The sequence below is a fragment of the Brachybacterium sp. P6-10-X1 genome (genome assembly GCF_001969445.1).
Classification (GTDB): Bacteria; Actinomycetota; Actinomycetes; order Actinomycetales; family Dermabacteraceae; genus Brachybacterium.
In genome coordinates, this window is sequence record NZ_CP017297.1 from 710,248 (window position 1) to 727,454 (window position 17,207).

Here is a 17,207-nt window from a genome sequence, read left to right on the forward strand (position 1 = left end):
CAACAGATCCCCGGCGGTGGCGGCTTCGGCGACAGTAGGCATTGGGGCCTTTCCACGGCGGGTGCGTTTCGCCAATGCAGTGGGCGGTAAGCGACCCCCGCAGGACATTCGCCACCAACCTGACCTGCGCCGATGGTGTATCAGATGAGAAGTCGGATAGCATTATCGCGTCGTTGGCGGATGGGGCCAAGACAGGGTGTGCGTAAGCCCCCGGGAAGAATCGGCTTCCCGGGGGCTTGCTATTTCTTCCGACGCACACAATCGAGCCGTCAACGCTCCCGGGCGATGAGAGGCCCGTTCGAGTCGTCGCAGAGGACCACATCCTCGTGGTCCGGGTCGAACCGCTCGAAGATCGCGTCGATGGCTTTGCCGGCAGAGACATCGCCCGCATCCCATCGTGCCAGGGCATTCTGGTCGTCGACGGTGAGGTCGGCGTCGGTGAGGGTGAAAGTGTGGCGGACCTCGGACTCGTAGGTTCGGGTGTAGGTGCGGGTCGACATGACGCTCTCCTTCTCGTGCTCAGGCCGCGGGGTGGATGGTGTCGCCCAGCCGCGCGTCCACGGTCTCCGCAGCTGCCGCGGGCGCGGAAGGGTGCCCGGCGAGGTACCGCAGCGTCGTCTCGTCAGCGCACGGGGCAGAGGAGGCGTGGTAGATCGCGTTGCGGTCCGTCAGCCGCTGCGCGATCCGGTCGACGAACCCCGCCGAGACGTCCCTGCGCCGGGTGACCGGGTAGGTCATCCACCGCTCGTCGAGCTCGACGAGGTATTCCAGAGTGCGCTCGGCGGTGGCGGGGTTGTGGGCGATCTTGCGCATCACCTCGGAGGTCACACCAGAGCGGGCGAGGCTGTCGAGAACCTCGGCGTCGTCGCTGAACTCGGCGGTCCGCAGCGCCAGGCGGATCGTTCGGGGGTGTTCGAGCGGCCAAAGGCCTGCGTGCTCGGCGAGGTCGGTCATGGTGGGTTTCCTCCGTCAGGTCCAGGGGTTGTAGACACCGAGGAAGTGGGCGGAGGGGTCGCCTCGTAGGACACCCAGGAACGTGGGAATGTGTGCCCGTGGAAGACCTGGTAGAAGGCGCCGTAGATCGCACTCGTGGGCCGTCCCCCGGGTCGCTCGATGGCGAGTGCTGTGTCGGGCTCGCGGGGCGTGCATGCACGAACCCGTGGTCAGGATCAGCCTGCCGGATCAGTCCCGTTCATGCCTTCGAGGGCGTCGTGTGCGGCATGTTCACGCAAGTGATCGCCGGTGTACGGAATCGTGAAGCGCACGAGGCCGTGGCCTGCCGGTTCGATGATTCCGTCACGGATGAGGCGTCGTCGGTACTCGCCGGCGTACTGCAGGGTGACCCCCATGCGCTCCGCGATCTCCCCAGTGCGGGACGGGCCGTCATCCTGCGCCATGGCGAGCAGGTAGGTGCGATCCACGGGTGACAGCGGGCGCAGGGCGGGCGTGTGGACGTGTCGTCCAAGCCGTCGGCGCGCTGCGTCGATGCCGGCTGCAACGGCTTCCATGGTGACGGGGCCGCCGTCGGACTGGTTGCGTACGGAGTGGTAGCCGACGAGTTGGATCATGAAGGGGTAGCCCTCGATGGCGTCAGCAGCGCGGTCAAGCGCCTGGGCATCGATCTCGCGGCCACCGTCGGCGATCGTCTGAGCGATTGCGGTTCGAACGTCGGAGCGGTCGACGCGGCCGATGTAGTGGTGGTCGGCGCGCCGGAGGAAGGTGGTTCCCTCGTGATCGAGGAGCTCCTCGATCGGGGTGGACAATCCGGCGGCCGCAAAGGCGAACGGTCGTGCTTCTCGCCGGGCGTACTGGACGATCTCCCCGAGCTTGCGCAGCTCTTCGATGTCGGCTGCCTGGATCTCATCGATGGTGAGGACCAATCCGCGACCTTGCGGCGAGAGGACGCTGGTGAGCTCGGTGACCTGGGAACGGAGGGTGGACTCTGCCGGGTAGCGGTCGGTCCAGGAGCCGCCGGCTCCGACCGGCCCGATCTCCAAGTCGGCCGAGTTGAGCTGCATCGATGGTCGGCCGGAGTGCTGCTGGAGGAGGCGGGGGAGGTGGTCGCTCGTCAGCCGCTCCAGCAAACCAGAGCTTGAGCTTTCGGTGATGACCAGCCATCCGTCCGTCTCGGCGGCGTGCCGGTAGGCGTCCAGCAGCACCGTCTTGCCCATGCCGCGCTGGCCGGACAGGAGTACGGTCAGACCCGAGGGGTCCATCGGGTCTACGAAGGCGTCCTCGAACTCGTCGATCAGCTCGTCGCGGCCCACCAGGTGGTGCGGGAAGGACCCGAAGGAGGGGCGGAACAGGTTCAACGACATGCACGAAGTACAAAGGAACCAGACCAAATAAGAACGAATCAAAAGCTTCCGGTGCCACGCGCGCGTCACCGAGCGAGGGGCTCGATCAGGCCGGGATCGTTGCGGTCGAGTGTGCGGACGTTGTTGACCTGCCGGTCCACGGGGCGAGTGACGAGCTGGCCGGCGACCTCGGTCGAGACGTCCTCGAGCTGCGCAAGCAGCGGCGCCTTCTGGTCGGCTTCGAGCTTCCCAGGGGAGAGCCATTCCTCGATCGCATCCTCGGCCAGGAAGGCCGGCATCCGGTCGTGGACCTCGCCGCCGGCATCCCGCGCATCGCGCGTGATCACCGAGAAGGACACGTCCCACGCGTCGTCCTCGCCCTTTCGCGCGGTCGTGAGCCCGGCAGCGTGCAACAGCTCCCCATCGGGGTGGTGGATGAAGTATGGATCCTTCCCGCCGTCGGCAGCCTCGACCCATTCGTAGTACCCGGTCATCGGGATCACCGCTCTGGCGCTCGAGAACGCGCCGCGGAACATCCCGTTGCTGCTGACGGTCTCCAGGCGTGCGTTGATTGGCCGAGGGCCCTTGTCCTTCGCCCAGGACGGGTGCAGGCCCCAGCGGGCGAGCTCGAGAGTGCGGTGCATCGCTCCGTCCTCGTCGACGAACTCGCGCACGACGGGAGCCCTCGTGCGCGGCGCGATGCTGTAGGTCGGCTCCCATTCGGCCGACCGGTCATCGCTCGTTGCGACGTAGGCGTGCACCAGGCCGGAGCCGTCGAAGGAGAGCGTGAAGCGTCCGCAGATGATGGTCACCCCCTAAGTGGGATCGCCTTCCAGTATGCCGGGTCCGCGGCAGCATGGCGGGTCGAGCACCGCCATGGGCCTCACGGGGACAGCGGAAGGACCGCGCCACCGGTTCCGACCTTCACCCGGCGGCCGAGCCAGCGAGACTCGCCGACGGCCTTCACCGGTCTGGCGGTGAGGTCGGTCAGGCGGCGCTCGATGTTGACGGAGAGGGAACGGGCGGCGATCTCGCGGCCCCGGCGGTCGGTGCGCAGCGCGATCGGGTCGCCCACCGAGTCGATCCGCCCCGTGGCGATCACGAAACCGCGCACGGCCAGCAGCACGTCACGGCCGCGGTAGCTGGCAGGGATCCGGTGCGGGACCTGCACGGCCAGGGAGGGCTGCGTGTCGCTCATGTCCACGATGCGCTGTTCGGAGAGGTCTATGTCCAGGCGGATCACGAGATGGCCGGGGTCGTCCGAGCTTCTGGGGGCCACCTCGCCGCTCGTCGACAGAGAGCGCACGGTATCGAGGTCGAGGGCTCGGGACGGGCGGGCTGGATGATGCCTACCCGACTGCGGTCGCCACCCGCTTGGCTTTGACCCCGAGCACCCGCCCCTACCAGCGGCGCCGACCCGCTCCCGGGGCTCAGCCGTCGGCGCGCAGGCCGGTGCCGTAGCCCCTGGCGGGATCGGCGACCGCGACGGCGAGCGTGGTGTCGGACTGGCCGTAGTAGGCGAACCACGTCCCGCGGAACTTCACCAGCCCCTCCACGAAGGTCACGTTGGAGACCAGGCCATGGGTGTCCTCGAAGGTCTGGGGGCGCAGCCACGGCTCCTGCAGCCGGGCCAGCACCGTCGTGGGGTCGGCAGGATCGATGAGGATCTGCCCGCACCGGTAGTCGACCTCCCGGGTGCCGTCGTCCAGCGTGCGCCTGGTCGCACCGTTGGTCAGCAGGAGCAGTAGCCCGTCGTCGGTCAGCACCGGGGAGGCACCGATCTCCACGAGCGCCTCGTCCCAGGTCTCCGGGGTCGGCGCGTACATCGGCTCGTCGTCGGTGGTGCCCGGGCTCCAGTGGATCAGGTCATCGCTGGTCGCCCAGTAGATGCCGCCCTCCCCGAAGTACATCCACCACTTGCCGTCGATCTTCTGAGGGACGATCACGCCGGCCTTGGACCAGTCGTGTCCCCGCGGATCCATGGTCTTGAAGGTGTCGAATCCCTCGAAGAGCGGGCCGTGCTTGGTCCAGTCCCGAAGATCCGGGGAGGTGGCCAGGCACAACTGCGCGCTGCGGCGGTCCCATCCGGTGTAGGTGAGGTAGTAGGTGCCCTCGATGTATGCGATCCGCGGGTCCTCGCAGCCGAAGCGCTCGTAGTCGTGCTCGGGGGAGAGGATCGGCGCGTCCTCCCTATCGAAGCGGTAGCCGTCCTCGCTGAACGCGATGCCGATGTGGGAGACGATGTCCTCCGCGTGGGCTCGGTACAGCAGCACCACGTGGTCCTCAACGACCAGGGCGGCCGGGTTGTAGAGGTTGGAGGACTCCCAGGAGTTGCCCGCGGGGCGCAGGATCGGGTTGTTCTCGTAGGGGGTGAAGGGGCCGAGTGGGAAACGGGCGTCGCCGAACAGGGAGATGGTGGTCATGGGGATCCTTTGCGATGTGGGTCGGGACCGGACGGGGTCACCGGTGAGCTGGTCGGGGTGCGGTGGCCGGCGGACGCGCGGCCGAGTCGGTCACCCCTTCACTCCGGCACCGATGTCGGATGCGGTGAAGTACTTCTGGAACAGGCAGAACAGGAGCACCACGGGTAGGGCGAGGGCACACGCCCCGGCGAGGATCGCGCCGTTGGGGTTCGCGACCGTCTGGGCGATGTTGGAGATGTAGTTCGCCAGCGCCACTGCGAGCGGCTGCATCGTGGCGTCCTTCGTGATCAGGAACGGCCACAGGAACTCGTTCCACGGCCCGATGAAGGTGATCAGAGTGACCGTGGCGACGGCCGGGCGCACCAGCGGTATTGCGATGGACCACAGCACCCGCAGCTCGCCTGCGCCGTCGATGCGCGCAGCCTCGAACATCTCCTCGGGCAGGGCGAGGAAGAACTGGCGGAAGATGAACACGGCGGTGGTGTTGATGAGGAAGGGCAGGATCATCCCGGCGAAGGTGTCACCGAGCCCGTAGGATCCCGCGACCTGGACGTACAGCGGGATCATCAGCAGCTGGAACGGGACCATCTGCACTCCAAGCATCACCACGAACAGCACGCCGCGGCCGCGCCAGTGCAGGCGCGAGAGGGCGTAGCCGGCGCAGAGCCCGAAGGTCAGGGTGCCGAGCAGTACGCCGAGCGTGAAGACGACCGAGTTCAGCAGTGCGCGCAGCAGCGGCACCCGCTCGTCGATCAGCGCGAAGTTCTCCAGCGTCCATCCGCCGATGGGGAACATTCCGGCCGGGGTGGTGGTCGGGTCCTCCTGCAGCGCGCCGACGATCATGAAGTAGAAGGGGAAGACGAACGCGACCGCCGCGAGAGCGAGCAGGACGTACAGCATGATCCGGGCAGGGGTGCGGGTCCTCATCTCAGCGCTCCTTCGTGAGTCGGGTCGAGGCCAGGGAGAGCACGCCGACGAGGATCACCAGCATCACGCCGATCGCGGAGGCGACGTCCGGATTCCCCTGCTGGATGCCCTTCTGGTAGATCATCAGCACCGGGGAGGTGGAGGCGCCGTCGGGTCCGCCGCCGCTGGTGAGCAGGTACGGCTCGGTGAACAGGTTCGCACCGGTGATGATCGACAGGATCAGCACCAGCATCGTCGTGGCGCGCAGGCCTGGCACCGTGATGTGTCGGAACCTCTGGAGGATGCCGGCACCGTCGGTCGAGGCGGATTCGTACAACTCCCCGGGCACGTTCTGCAGCGCCGCGAGGAAGAGCAGGATGTAGAAGCCGAGCTGCTTCCATGTCACGAACAGCGCGATTGAGGGCATCGCGAGGGCGTCGTTGACGAGCCAGGACGGTTCCGGCGCGAGCGGCCCGAGGATCGTGTTGACCAGGCCGTCCTGCGAGAACAGCAGCATCCACACTCCGATCAGGGACACGCTCGCGGTCACGTACGGCACGTAGAAGGCGACGCGGAAGGCCGCCGCCCAGCGGGTCACCGAGTTCAGGGCCGAGGCGAACACCATCGACAGGATCACGGTGAGCGGCACGTTGATCACGAGGAACACCGCGATGTTCCCGAACGACTGCAGCACGCGGGGATCCGTCAGCGCGATGCGGTAGTTCTCCAGGCCCACGAAGGGGTGGTCCATGTCCATTCCGGGCGCGGTGAAGACGTAGTCGAAGAAGGAGATGTACACCGCGTAGCCCAGCGGGTAGGCCATCACCGTGGCGAGGAAGAGGATGTAGGGCAGGGAGAGGCCGAGCCCGAGGGGCTGTGCGCCGAGCAGCCGGCGCAGCGGGCCGTGCGAGGCGCCCGAGCCGCCGGTTCGGGGACCGGGCTCTGCACCTTCGGGACGTGCGGCGCCCGTAGGGTTGGTGACGCCCGCAGTGCGGGTGGTGTTGGGGGTTGTCATCTCGCTCCCTTCTGGACCAGCGGGTCGATCTGCTCGGCGGCGTCGTGCAGGCCCTCGCTCACGTTCTTCTTCCCGAAGATCGCGGAGGCGGAGAACTCGTCGCGGAACCGCTGCCAGATCTCGATCGACCCGGAGAGGTAGGGGACGTCGGCCACCCGATCGGCCTGATCGGCGAAGTCCACGTAGTCGGGATGCTCGGCGAAGTAGTCCGGGTAGGTGTCGAGCAGATCGGTGCGCAGCGGCATTTGGCCGGAGAGCTCTAGCAGCTCCCCGTCCCGGTCCTCACTCGTGGCGAAGGACAGGAACTCCCAGGCCGTCAGCCGGTTCTCGCTCGAAGAAGACATCGCGACGTTCTTGGAGTCGGCGAAGGTGATGGTCTCCTCGGGGCTGATGTCGTCCGCGCTGGGCACCGGCATGAAGCCGTAGTCGATCTGATCCTCGTAGGTCGCGATCGCCCACGGTCCCGCGAGCTGCATCGCGGTGGTGCCCATCGTCATCGCGTCATCCGTGGACTCCTCCTGCGGGGCGAGGCCCTCGGCGTACAGAGCCCGCCAGAGCTGGGCAACCGCGAGGCCGTCCGGCGAGTCGAAGGTCGAGGCGCCGTCCTCCACCAGCAGTCGACCGCGGGTCTGCGCGAGGTACATCGGGTAGAAATCGAACCACGACTGGTAGAAGTCGCTGGTGGGCGCGGGCCAGAGGGCGGAGGCCGAGGCGCCCGTGCCGACGATCTGCCGCGAGCCCTCCAGGAAGGTCTCGAAGGTGTCCATTCCCGGTGAGTCCGGGTCGATGCCAGCCGCAGCGAAGATCTCCCTGTTGAACATGACCATCACGGGGTTCGACTTCCAGGGCAGCTGGTAGTAGCCGCCTGCGCCGTCATCCTCGGCATAGCCGCTCGCCAACGGGCCGCTGCGCCGCTCGATGTGCTCGCGCCCGCCCTCGAAGGTGGTCAGGTCCACGAGGCCGCCGGCGCGGACCCAGTCGGGCAGTGCTGCCGGGGAGGCGTTGAAGACGAGGTCGGCCGTGGTGCCGGCGACGATCGCGGCGGAGATCGCCTCCTCGGAACTTGCGCCGGCGGGGACCTCCTGCAGGGTCACGTGCTCGTCCGGCCGCTCGGCGTTCCAGGCCTCGGTGACCGCCCGGCCCCAGGCGAGCTCCTGTTCGTTGTTGGAGACCCAGATGCGGATGGGCCCGCGGGAGGTGGCGGCCCGGTCGGCATCCACCGGGCTGCGGGAGCAGCCGGTGGCGAGAGCGAGCGGGAGGGTGAGGGCGGAGGCGCCGAGTGCGCGCCGGGTGAGGTTCATCGTCGAGCTCCTCGCGGATGGATGATGGATGGTCAGGTCGAGGCGGGGGGCGCAACGCTCCCGCGGCGCACGACCGTCGTGCCGTCGACCTTCACGGAGGCGTCAGCCTCCCCGGCGAGGGCGGCAAGCAGGGTGCGTGCCGCGACGGCGCCTCGGACGTCGGCCCCGGTGGACACGCTCGTCAGGCCGGGGGAGAGGTGCGCCGAGAGCTCGCTGTCGTCGAAACCGGTGAGGGAGAGGTCCTCGGGGATGCGCAGGCCGGCGCTGCGCGCGAAGGAGAGGCCAGCGATCGCCATCACGTCGTTCGCGAAGACAATCGCGGTGGGACGCGGGGAATGCTCGAGCAGGGCGGCGGTGGCGTCACGTCCGGACGCGGCGGTGAAGTCTCCCTCGACGACGTGGTCGGGCACGAGGCCGTGGCGTGCGATTGCGGTCACGAAGGCATCCCGGCGCGCCGCGGCGTGGAGGTACTGCAGGGGGCCCGAGACGTGTGCGATGGACGTGTGCCCGGCGTCGACGAGCTCCTCGATGAGCCCCTCGACGGCCGCGGCGTCCTCGGTGTAGACCACCGGGACGTCCTCGGGAGCGCCCGCCGGGGGCGCCTCGGCGCCGAGCAGCACGGCGGTCAGGCCGAGCTCACGGACCAGGTCGGGGCGGCGATCGTCCCGCTCCACGTCGAGCAGGATGACGCCGTCGACGCGTCCGGCCGCATACCGCTCGTAGGCCGCCGTCTCGGCCTCCTGGTCGGTGACGACGTTGAGCATGAGCCCGATCCCCGCCTCGGCGAGGACGGCCTCGCAGCCGGCGATGAAGCGCGGGAAGAAGGTGTCGGTCGCGATGATCTCCGGCCGTCTCGCGATCACCAGACCGATCGTGCTCGTGCGAGAGGTCGCGAGTGCCTGAGCGCTCGAGCTCGCCGTCCAGCGCAGCGACTCGGCTGCGGTGAAGATCCGACGGCGGGTCTCCTCCGCCACCGGGCGCTTGCCGGAGTAGGCCAGGGAGACGGTCCCCTTGGAGACCCCGGCGGCGCGGGCGACGTCTCCGATCGTGGGGCGGGTGCCGGGCAAGGGGCGCCTCCTTACGGTGAGCAAACCGGTTTGAACTGGATGTAGTCAAACCGGTTCGTGCCGAGGTGTCAACCCGTCGGGCCGGAGGAGGGGTACGTGTCGCGCTCGCGCGAGAGGGCTTCCGCGGCCCGGACCCGTCGCGGTGAGAAGGATTCTCGGCTTCCGTTCGCGGCCAGCGATTCCAGGGCTCGGGCCGCCAGGGCCGTGTGTGCAGTGGCGCTGGGTTGCAGCCCGTCCTCCGCCAGCGGGTCGGGCTCGGCGGCATCGGTTATCGTCGAGCTGTCGATGACGAGGTCGTCGTCCGTAGGAAGCCGATGAGCCTCGATGCGCCGATCGGGTATCCGGGTTGATTCTCAGGCGTATCGGTCGAGCGGTGAACGTGGTTTCGGCGTGAGGGCGTGGGAGGACTGCCGGTCTGCCCGGCATTTCCATTTGGGTTCCTTCTCGTAGGGACAGATGGCTGCTGGTCAGGTCGTGAGGCGGCGGTAGAGCCTGTCGAAGACGCTCCGGGAGCGGTCGCCAACCACAGGGTGCAGCACGGGCTTAACTGGGCCTATGTTGTTCATTGTCCGATAACAGCCATTATCGGACGTTGAAGTCACGAGCAGACGGGAATGGCGAAAGAGGGGAGTGGACACCTCTCGGGCAATCGGCTCCAGGAGGCAGGCCGCTAGATCTGGAGCACTGCGCTGACTTGGTCCGCACCCCTAAGGATGGCGAGCGGTGTAAAGGCTGACCCATGACTGTGCAATGAGCCCCGTTCGTCCAGTCGAGGAGCATCGCCGCTTCGACGTGCACGTGGAAGGCGGCCAACTAGAGGACCCAGAGAAGACGCCGCGGTGTCGATGCCTCGAAAGCTGAGAGCGGTGGCGTCGATGCTGCCGCTGGCCTCCGCTCCTCGGGACCCCAATGAGATGGTCATCCGCGCGGCACGCGAGGCGGCCTGCCCGTGTTGGACGCGGGGCTGCACGAAGGGCAGCCGGAGTGTTCCGACCCCGATCGCTCTCCAGCATGTTCCGTTTTCTGTACACCAGGTGTACTTCCGGGTCGGTGCAGCAACCAAGGGGGATCGTCGCCTCGGTGGTGCCGCTGAGGTTCGGGCGTACAGATGCGTTCACGCGACTAGCGGTCACCCTAGCGGTCACACGGCGTCCGAATACAACAACGCCCTGGCAAGAAACTTGTTCTCACCAGGGCGTTCGTCGGGCTGACAGGATTTGAACCTGCGACCCCGTGACCCCCAGTCACGTGCGCTACCAAGCTGCGCCACAGCCCGAGATCGTCGGTCCGGGGAGGACCGAGGAACACAGTACCCCGCGAGCCGCCTCCGGAGCGAATCGGGACCGGCGTGACCTGCGGCACCCCGCCTCGGTGGCGTGGCACGGTGAGCGAGGAGCCGCACCGACGTCGCCGCGATGGTGCGCGAGTGCCTCGAGGCCCCGCGGGTCTGAGCGGCTCGGCGCCGCCTCGACGCTAGGGTGCCCACATGCCTGGTCCGACGCGGTCGACGCCCCATGGCGAGACCCCGTACTCGCCGTCCGCCCTGCTGCGCGCCCTGACCGCGAACCCGTACGACGTCGACGCCCTGCGGGAGCAGGATCCCGCTCCCGAGCCGGCCCCGCCGGACAACCCCGCCATGCGCACGCTGACCCTGCTGCTCGCCCTCGCGCTGGGCTTCGTCGTCGCCGTCGCGGTCTCGGACCTCCGCCAGGGCGTCGCCGGGGACGACGACCCCCGTGCCCTGCTCGAGCAGGAGGTGCTGGAGGCCCGCGGCGAGATCGACACCCTCGAGACCCGCCAGGAGACCCTCGAGGGTGAGATCGCCGACGCTCAGGCCGCGGTCCTGGACGGCACCGATGCCGGGGCCTCCGCACGTCTGCACGCCTACGAGGCGGCCGGCACCGGTGCGGCCCGGACCGGGCCCGGCGTCGTGCTCACCGTGAAGGACTCCGCCCCGCTGCCGGCCGGCCCCGGGGTCACCGAGGGGAGCGTGAACCGCGTCACCGACGGCGATCTGCAGATCGCCGTGAACGGACTGTGGGCCGCCGGTGCCGAGGCGATCGCTGTCAACGGTCAGCGGCTCAGCGCGACCAGCGCGATCCGCACGGCCGGCTCCGCGGTCCTGGTGGACTTCCGGCCCCTGTCACCGCCGTACGAGATCACCGCCCTCGGGGACCCCGAGGAGCTGCGTGAGGGCGTCGACGCGGGCGAGACGGGCCAGTACCTCTCCGAGATCTCCACCCGCTTCGGCATCCGGCTGTCCTGGGACAGCGCCGAGGAGCTCACGGTCCCGGCGCGCACCGTCGGCACTCTCCGTGAGGCTTCCGCGGCCGAGGCGCCGTCGTCCACCGCACCCGCCAGCGACACCGCCTCCGAGGACGGGTCGCGGAAGGAGTCCGAATGATCGCCCTGATCGGCCTGGCCCTCGGCATCGCCCTGGGCATCCTGGTCCAGCCCGATGTGCCCGCCGTGCTCCAGCCCTATCTCCCGATCGCCGTGGTCGCGGCCCTGGACACGCTGGCCGGGGGACTGCGCGCGAGCCTCGACGGCGCCTTCGACGCCCACGTGTTCATCACCTCGTTCCTGTTCAACGTCCTGATCGCCGCCTTCCTGGTCTTCCTCGGCGATCAGCTGGGGGTCGGGGCGCAGCTGTCCACGGCCGTGATCGTGGTGCTCGGGATCCGCATCTTCTCCAATGCCGCCGCCATCCGACGTCTGCTGTTCCGGTCATGAGCGAGGGCACCCGCATCCCGGGCAGCAGCGCGGAGCAGAAGCTCGTGTGGCGTCGGCTGCGCAAGACCCTGCGTCCCCGGCCCACCGGGACCCAGGCGATCGTGGGCGTGCTGTGCCTGCTGCTGGGACTGTCGATCGCCGCGCAGGTGCGGCAGACGGACGATTCTCTCGAGGGCGCCTCCCAGCAGGAGCTGGTGCGGCTGCTGGACGAGTCGGGCCGGCATGCGGCCGATCTCGAGGTCACCAATGCCGAGCTGGACCGCACGCTCGAGACGTTGCGCTCCGGCCAGGAGGACGACGTCGCCGCGCGCGAGGCCGCCGAGGAGCGGCTGGAGACCCTCGAGATCGTCGCCGGGACCATCCCGGCGCACGGTCGCGGCGTCGTGGTGTCGATCGCGGACCCCGCCGGCGGTGTGCGCTCCTCGACCCTGCTCGGTGTCCTCCAGGAGCTGCGCAACGCCGGGGCCGAGGTGATCCAGATCGACGACGTCCGGGTGGTGGCCACGAGCTCCATCACCACCGCCGCGGACGGACGGCTGGTCGTGGACGGCTCCGTCCTCGCCGCCCCCTACACGATCCGGGCGGTGGGCGATCCGGAGGTCATGGAGCCCGCCCTGCGGATTCCCGGCGGAGCTGCGGACTCGGTGTCGGCCGACGGCGGGACGCTCGCGGTGGCGATCGAGCCGGACGTGCAGATCGACGCGACGGTCCAGCTGTCCGAGCCGGAGTACTCCCGCGTGGTCAAGTGATCGTCAAATCCTGCTCTGCTGGACGTCGAAGGGGCGCGTTCCCTGTCGTCCTCGTGCGAAGATGGACAGGCGGGATCCTGCTCACCCACGGAGCACGACCTGCGACGGCCAGGAAGGGGTGCGGAGTGTCCGGGAACACCGAGTGGAACGACGAGAATCTCGACCACACGTCGAAGCTGAGCGCCATCTCGCCCAGCGACCCGGTCGAGGACGCCGAGTCCGGCCTCTCGTCGCAGGACCGCCGGGCGATCGAGAACCTGCCCCCGCGCAGCGCTCTGCTGATCGTGCGCAAGGGTCCCAACCTCGGTGCGCGCTTCCTGCTGGACTCCGAGACCACCATCGCCGGTCGGCACCCGGGCAGCGAGATCTTCCTCGACGACGTGACGGTCTCGCGCAAGCACGCCGCCTTCGTCCGCGACGGCGACGGTTTCCTGGTGCGCGACCTCGGATCCCTCAACGGCACCTATGTCGGCAAGGACCGTGTCGACGAAGTTCGCCTCCAGCCCGGTCAGGACGTGCAGATCGGCAAGTACCGGTTGACGTACCACCCCTTCCACGGGACGGCCTGAGCGGATGGCGGCCTCCGCAGCGCGCAGGCCGAGCTCGTCCGGGGCCGCTCGGCTCAGCATCGGGCAGGTGCTCGGGAGCCTGCGCGACGAGTTCCCAGACCTGGCGCACTCCAAGCTCCACTACCTCGAGGCCGAGGGACTGATCTCGCCCGAGCGCACCGCCAGCGGTTACCGCAAGTACTCCCGCGGGGATGTCGACCGTCTGCTGTTCGTGCTGCGGGCGCAGCGGGACCGCTTCTGGCCGCTCAAGGTCATCAAGGAGCACCTGCTCGAGCACGGGGTGGACTCCGAGGTCACGTCGATCGCCTCCCGACCCGGCCCCACCTCCGCCCCGCAGCCGGTGCGGCTGGACCGCCGGGGACTGGCCCGACGCGCCGCGGTCGACGAGGACTTCCTCGCCGAGCTGGAGCAGTACGGGCTGCTGGCCGAGGGGCTTCTCTTCTACGGGACCGCCGAGCTGGAGATCGTCACCTCCGCGCGCGACCTGGCCGACGAGGGGCTGCATCCGCGGCATCTGGTGATGTTGCGCACCTCCGCCGAGCGCGAGGCGCACATGATCCGCTCGGTCGCCCGGCCGCGCTCGCGGGGTGGGGACGCCGTCTCCCGGGGCGAGGCCGAGGACTTCGCTCGCGACCTGGGGGAATCCATGGTCTCCCTGCACTCCGCAGTGCTGCGCGCGAAGCTCCGGGAGACCTGAGCGAGCCCGCGCGGCCTCGGAAAGTCGTGGGAAAGCGACCGACCCGCCGTCGGGCGGCCATCGCCGGGGACCGTTCGACGGAATCGATCCGTGACCTTCGGGCGGCGCGTTGCTGTGTCGTCGGCGGTGGTTCGGGCTACTCTGGGAGCGTGCTCTCATCCTTCCCCCTCAGGAGAGCCGGAATCCGGAGGTAGCCGTGAACGCCACTCCTGGCGACGATCGCACGGAGCAGTCGACCGTGCCCGCCGAGCCCGCGCAGGGCGTCCTGTTCGACGACGTCGTGGACGCCCCCGGTGAGCTGGGCTATCGCGGACCGGCCGCCTGCAAGGCCGCCGGCATCACCTACCGTCAGCTCGATTACTGGGCCCGCACCGGTCTGGTCCTGCCGAGCGTCCGCGGGGCCAGCGGCTCCGGCAGCCAGCGCCTGTACGGGTTCCGCGACATCCTCGTGCTCAAGGTCGTCAAGCGACTCTTGGACACCGGCGTCTCCCTGCAGCAGATCCGGGTCGCCGTCGGTGCCCTGCGGGAGCGCGGCATCGAGGACCTCGCCGGCATCACCCTGATGAGCGATGGCGCCTCCGTCTACGAGTGCACCTCGGCCGAGGACGTCTTCGACCTGGTCCAGGGTGGCCAGGGCGTCTTCGGCATCGCCGTCGGCCGCGTGTGGCGCGAGGTCGAGAACGACCTGGCCGTGCTGCCCGGGGTCGACCCGGCCGACGACGCCGCCCTGGCCCTGCAGGACGAGCTGGCAGCCCGTCGCCGTTCGCGACAGGCCGGCTGACCACCACCGCGAATCACGAACAGCGGCGAGTCCCGGGGAGGGGCTCGCCGCTGTCTGTGTGTCGATGTGTGTATCAGGGGGCGGCGGGCGTGCACCGGCCCGGGGCTCAGGAGTGTCGGCGAGAATCCAGCACGGTGCCCAGCAGGGCGTCGAAGTCCGCGGTGAGACGCTTGCCGGAGGCCCCTTCGTACCGGTGCAGGGGGACGGCGCCGCCCTGGGCCTGCTGCAGCCCGACGCGCTCCTCGATGACCGGCTCGAGGACCGCCTCGCCGAACAGGTCGCGCAGCTCGGCCAGGCGGTACTGGTGCTCGACGGAGCGCGGGCGATAGCGATTGACGACCAGCCCCAGCGGCTGCAGACGGGGCGCGATGCCGTCTTCGCGCATCTCGGTGGAGAGCTTCAGGGCGCGATCCGCCGCCGTCACCGCGAAGAAGCCGGGCTCGGCGACGACCAGGGAGCGGTCCGAGGCGGCGAGCGCCATCTGGGTCAGGCCGTTCAGGGACGGCGGGCAGTCGATGAGCACCAGGTCGTACTGGTGGGTGCGCTTCTCCAGCGCCTCGCGGAGGCGCCGCACGTCCCGCGGGTTCGGCGTGGGGGAGTCCATGAGCGAGGAGCGGCTGGACCCGGGGATCACATCCAGGTGGGAGGAGGCCTCGGTCGACCACGGGGTCGACATGATCGAGCGGTCGACCGTCTCGGTGCGCGGGGAGGAGAGCACTTCGGCGATGTCCATCGTGGTCGAGGGCTCTCCCAGCAGCCCCAGTGTGGAGTCACCCTGCGGGTCCAGATCGATGACGAGGGTGTTCACCTCCTGGTGGAGGGCGGCGGAAGCCAGGCCCAGGGTCACCGACGTCTTGCCGACGCCGCCCTTCAGGGAACACACACTCACGATGAACACGGGGGAAGTCTACCGACCCGAGCCTGATCGCCGGGTCCGCGACGGGCGGTAACCTGCCCGAATCATGTCCACAGACGGTACCGAGGGGGCCGACGTTGTCGCAGATCACGCATGAGCTGGTGCTGGAGGTGCTCGAGGGCTGCGGCGAGAGCGCGCTGCGGGAGGCCCGCGAGCTCGGTCCCGCACGACTGGTGTCCGCGACGGAGCTGACGGTGAGCACCGACGACCTCGACGCGGTACGCGGCCTGCGCCGCGTGGTGGCGGCCTCGACGTCGCTCACGGTCCCGGCGCGCCGTCCCCGGGAGCTGCTGGAGACCTCGGTCCAGCAGCGCCTCGGGGTGCTGCTGGAGGACCTCGGTCGTCAGCGCCCGCGACAGCGGTTCGGGGGGCTGCGGCTGGAGGCGGCCGGCTCCGGGACACCGGAGATGCGGCGGCTCGCCGACACGCTCGCCGAGAGTGCCGGGATCCCCGTCGCCGAGGACGGGGACCTGGTGGTGCGCGTGCGGCGCGGGGCTCCTGCGGGCACCTGGCAGGTGCTCCTGCGCACGACGCGGCGCCCGCTGTCCACCCGTGCCTGGCGCACCGTGAACTATCCGGGTGCCGTGGGGGCCACCATCGCCGCCACCGTGCTGGACCTGCTCCAGGTGGGCGAGGAGGACAGCGTGCTGGACATGACCTGCGGATCCGGGACGTTCCTGGTCGAGCAGCTGCATGCCTCGGTCCCTGCCCGCGCGATCGGAGTGGATCGGGACCCGGAGGCGATCGACGCCGCGCGGGCCCACCAGCGCGCCGCGCGGCGCCGCGGGCGCATCGACTGGGTGCTCGGCGACGTGCTGACCTGCGACCTCGAGCCCGGCTTCACCCGGATGCTGACGAATCCCCCGTGGGGCACGCTGCTGGGGGATCATGAATCCAACGAGCAGCTGCTGGCGGACCTGCTGGCGCGGGCCGCGCAGCTGGGCGCGCCGCGAGCCCGGCTCGGGGTGCTCACCCATGAGATCGCGCGCATGCAGCGGGTGCTGGAGCGCGAGACGGCCTGGCGGCCGGTGGGGGAGCACCGCTTCTTCCAGAAGGGACACCACCCCCGGCTCTTCCTGCTCGAGCGGGGCTGACCGGGGGAGCGCAGAGGTGCTCGCGGTGGTCACATCCCCCGTCGGCCCTCCTGCAGCGCCCGCATCGCGCCCTCGTCCCCGTGCACGCGCACCCGCGACACCTCGTCGCGGCCGGAGGCCCACAGCAGCAGCTCGAGCGCCTCGCCATGGACCCGCAGGCTCCCGGCCGAGCGCCGCGAGCCCAGTCGGAGTCCTCCGAGCGGGGAGACCAGCGTGATGTCCGCCGCCACGCGCACGCTGATCCGGGACAGCAGCGACAGGGCCCGCCAGGCCTGCGCCTGCTGATCGGCGCTCAGGGCACGCGGCTCCCAGCCCTCCTGGGCACGGCGCAGGTCCTCGTGATGGATGAGCAGCTCGCCCTGGCCGCTGAGGCGGTCGATGGCTCCGACGGGGGAGCGGAGGCGCGGGCCCTCCCGGACCAGCTCCACCCGCTCGGGCCACGGGCGGGCGCGCAGATCCTCCCGCGCGGTGATCGCTCGCCGCCCGAGCACGCCCGGGAGCCGCGCCCCGACCAACAGGTACGGATAGCGCTCGCGTTCCAGCAGGTGCTCGAGCAGGTCCGCCCCGTCCCATCCCGGCAGGATCGTCGGCGCCTGGGGGCCGAGGGCCAGAAAGGTCTCGGCGAGCGGTTCTCGTTCGGTGTCCGGGGCCATCGGGGA

At 69.7% G+C, this 17,207-nt stretch carries 19 protein-coding genes and 1 tRNA gene; 7 read left to right on the top strand and 13 right to left on the bottom strand.

Features of this window, described 5'->3' with window-relative positions; translation table 11 throughout:
- Positions 1 to 269: 269 nt before the first annotated feature.
- From BH708_RS03175 to BH708_RS03225, 11 genes are all read right to left on the bottom strand, one after another.
- The gene (locus BH708_RS03175) at positions 270 to 500 is read right to left on the bottom strand and encodes a hypothetical protein (protein WP_076806563.1); all 231 of its coding nucleotides are present in this window, start codon (positions 498 to 500) and stop codon (positions 270 to 272) included.
- Between the two features lie 19 nt (positions 501 to 519).
- Entirely contained in the window at positions 520 to 954 is a 435-nt protein-coding gene (locus BH708_RS03180; RefSeq protein WP_076806565.1) for a hypothetical protein, read from the bottom strand.
- Positions 955 to 1,169: 215 nt separating this feature from the next.
- Positions 1,170 to 2,387, bottom strand: a complete 1,218-nt coding sequence (locus BH708_RS03185) for an AAA family ATPase (protein ID WP_157235716.1) — start codon at positions 2,385 to 2,387, stop codon at positions 1,170 to 1,172.
- The gene (locus BH708_RS03190; RefSeq protein WP_253705457.1) at positions 2,384 to 3,109 is read right to left on the bottom strand and encodes an SOS response-associated peptidase; all 726 of its coding nucleotides are present in this window, start codon (positions 3,107 to 3,109) and stop codon (positions 2,384 to 2,386) included. The genes BH708_RS03185 and BH708_RS03190 overlap by 4 nt, the downstream gene beginning before the upstream one ends.
- A 71-nt stretch (positions 3,110 to 3,180) precedes the next feature.
- Entirely contained in the window at positions 3,181 to 3,576 is a 396-nt protein-coding gene (locus BH708_RS03195; protein WP_076806568.1) for a hypothetical protein, read from the bottom strand.
- A gap of 151 nt (positions 3,577 to 3,727) precedes the next feature.
- Complete coding sequence (locus BH708_RS03200) at positions 3,728 to 4,720, bottom strand: glycoside hydrolase family 130 protein (RefSeq protein WP_083713242.1); 993 nt, start codon at positions 4,718 to 4,720, stop codon at positions 3,728 to 3,730.
- 90 nt (positions 4,721 to 4,810) lie between these two features.
- Complete coding sequence (locus BH708_RS03205; RefSeq protein ID WP_076806571.1) at positions 4,811 to 5,647, bottom strand: carbohydrate ABC transporter permease; 837 nt, start codon at positions 5,645 to 5,647, stop codon at positions 4,811 to 4,813.
- A 1-nt stretch (position 5,648) separates the two neighbouring features.
- Positions 5,649 to 6,641 (bottom strand): carbohydrate ABC transporter permease, encoded by a 993-nt coding sequence (locus BH708_RS03210; RefSeq protein ID WP_083713244.1) that lies wholly within the window; start codon positions 6,639 to 6,641, stop codon positions 5,649 to 5,651.
- Positions 6,638 to 7,942 carry an extracellular solute-binding protein gene (locus BH708_RS03215; protein ID WP_076806574.1) on the bottom strand — a complete coding sequence of 435 codons (1,305 nt, stop codon included), beginning with the start codon at positions 7,940 to 7,942 and terminating at the stop codon, positions 6,638 to 6,640. Before BH708_RS03215 ends, BH708_RS03210 begins: the two co-directional genes overlap by 4 nt.
- Positions 7,943 to 7,974: 32 nt before the next feature.
- Positions 7,975 to 9,009, bottom strand: coding sequence for a LacI family DNA-binding transcriptional regulator (locus BH708_RS03220; RefSeq protein ID WP_076806576.1), 1,035 nt, complete (start codon positions 9,007 to 9,009; stop codon positions 7,975 to 7,977).
- Between the two features lie 1,202 nt (positions 9,010 to 10,211).
- Positions 10,212 to 10,285, bottom strand: a tRNA-Pro gene (locus tag BH708_RS03225).
- Positions 10,286 to 10,495: 210 nt separating this feature from the next.
- Here BH708_RS03225 and BH708_RS03230 point away from each other — a divergent pair.
- The 6 genes from BH708_RS03230 to BH708_RS03255 all read left to right on the top strand — a co-directional run bounded on the left by BH708_RS03230 (position 10,496) and on the right by BH708_RS03255 (position 14,538).
- Entirely contained in the window at positions 10,496 to 11,413 is a 918-nt protein-coding gene (locus BH708_RS03230) for a DUF881 domain-containing protein (RefSeq protein ID WP_076806578.1), read from the top strand.
- Complete coding sequence (locus tag BH708_RS03235; RefSeq protein WP_076806580.1) at positions 11,410 to 11,742, top strand: small basic family protein; 333 nt, start codon at positions 11,410 to 11,412, stop codon at positions 11,740 to 11,742. The genes BH708_RS03230 and BH708_RS03235 overlap by 4 nt, the downstream gene beginning before the upstream one ends.
- The gene (locus BH708_RS03240; protein ID WP_076806582.1) at positions 11,739 to 12,491 is read left to right on the top strand and encodes a DUF881 domain-containing protein; all 753 of its coding nucleotides are present in this window, start codon (positions 11,739 to 11,741) and stop codon (positions 12,489 to 12,491) included. The genes BH708_RS03235 and BH708_RS03240 overlap by 4 nt, the downstream gene beginning before the upstream one ends.
- Before the next feature lie 125 nt (positions 12,492 to 12,616).
- Positions 12,617 to 13,060, top strand: a complete 444-nt coding sequence (locus BH708_RS03245) for an FHA domain-containing protein (protein ID WP_076806584.1) — start codon at positions 12,617 to 12,619, stop codon at positions 13,058 to 13,060.
- A 67-nt stretch (positions 13,061 to 13,127) separates the two neighbouring features.
- Positions 13,128 to 13,757 (top strand): MerR family transcriptional regulator, encoded by a 630-nt coding sequence (locus BH708_RS03250; RefSeq protein WP_253705458.1) that lies wholly within the window; start codon positions 13,128 to 13,130, stop codon positions 13,755 to 13,757.
- A 196-nt stretch (positions 13,758 to 13,953) separates the two neighbouring features.
- Positions 13,954 to 14,538 (top strand): MerR family transcriptional regulator, encoded by a 585-nt coding sequence (locus tag BH708_RS03255; RefSeq protein ID WP_076806588.1) that lies wholly within the window; start codon positions 13,954 to 13,956, stop codon positions 14,536 to 14,538.
- A gap of 106 nt (positions 14,539 to 14,644) precedes the next feature.
- On the opposite strand, the gene BH708_RS03260 is transcribed toward BH708_RS03255, so the two are convergent.
- Complete coding sequence (locus BH708_RS03260; RefSeq protein ID WP_076806589.1) at positions 14,645 to 15,436, bottom strand: ParA family protein; 792 nt, start codon at positions 15,434 to 15,436, stop codon at positions 14,645 to 14,647.
- A 95-nt stretch (positions 15,437 to 15,531) separates the two neighbouring features.
- On the opposite strand from BH708_RS03260, the gene BH708_RS03265 reads away from it, so the two are divergent.
- The gene (locus tag BH708_RS03265) at positions 15,532 to 16,548 is read left to right on the top strand and encodes a methyltransferase domain-containing protein (RefSeq protein WP_076806590.1); all 1,017 of its coding nucleotides are present in this window, start codon (positions 15,532 to 15,534) and stop codon (positions 16,546 to 16,548) included.
- 29 nt (positions 16,549 to 16,577) lie between these two features.
- On the opposite strand, the gene BH708_RS03270 is transcribed toward BH708_RS03265, so the two are convergent.
- Entirely contained in the window at positions 16,578 to 17,201 is a 624-nt protein-coding gene (locus tag BH708_RS03270) for a TIGR03085 family metal-binding protein (protein ID WP_076806592.1), read from the bottom strand.
- Between the last annotated feature and the right edge of the window lie 6 nt (positions 17,202 to 17,207).

Bases quoted from the DNA above. Each gene is read 5' to 3' on its own strand.
- BH708_RS03230 (WP_076806578.1), top strand. From the start codon at position 10,496: ATGCCTGGTCCGACGCGGTCGACGCCCCATGGCGAGACCCCGTACTCG.
- BH708_RS03175 (WP_076806563.1), bottom strand. From the start codon at position 500: ATGTCGACCCGCACCTACACCCGAACCTACGAGTCCGAGGTCCGCCAC.
- BH708_RS03180 (WP_076806565.1), bottom strand. From the start codon at position 954: ATGACCGACCTCGCCGAGCACGCAGGCCTTTGGCCGCTCGAACACCCC.
- BH708_RS03215 (WP_076806574.1), bottom strand. From the start codon at position 7,942: ATGAACCTCACCCGGCGCGCACTCGGCGCCTCCGCCCTCACCCTCCCG.
- BH708_RS03270 (WP_076806592.1), bottom strand. From the start codon at position 17,201: ATGGCCCCGGACACCGAACGAGAACCGCTCGCCGAGACCTTTCTGGCC.
- BH708_RS03240 (WP_076806582.1), top strand. From the start codon at position 11,739: ATGAGCGAGGGCACCCGCATCCCGGGCAGCAGCGCGGAGCAGAAGCTC.
- BH708_RS03235 (WP_076806580.1), top strand. From the start codon at position 11,410: ATGATCGCCCTGATCGGCCTGGCCCTCGGCATCGCCCTGGGCATCCTG.
- BH708_RS03205 (WP_076806571.1), bottom strand. From the start codon at position 5,647: ATGAGGACCCGCACCCCTGCCCGGATCATGCTGTACGTCCTGCTCGCT.
- BH708_RS03200 (WP_083713242.1), bottom strand. From the start codon at position 4,720: ATGACCACCATCTCCCTGTTCGGCGACGCCCGTTTCCCACTCGGCCCC.
- BH708_RS03210 (WP_083713244.1), bottom strand. From the start codon at position 6,641: ATGACAACCCCCAACACCACCCGCACTGCGGGCGTCACCAACCCTACG.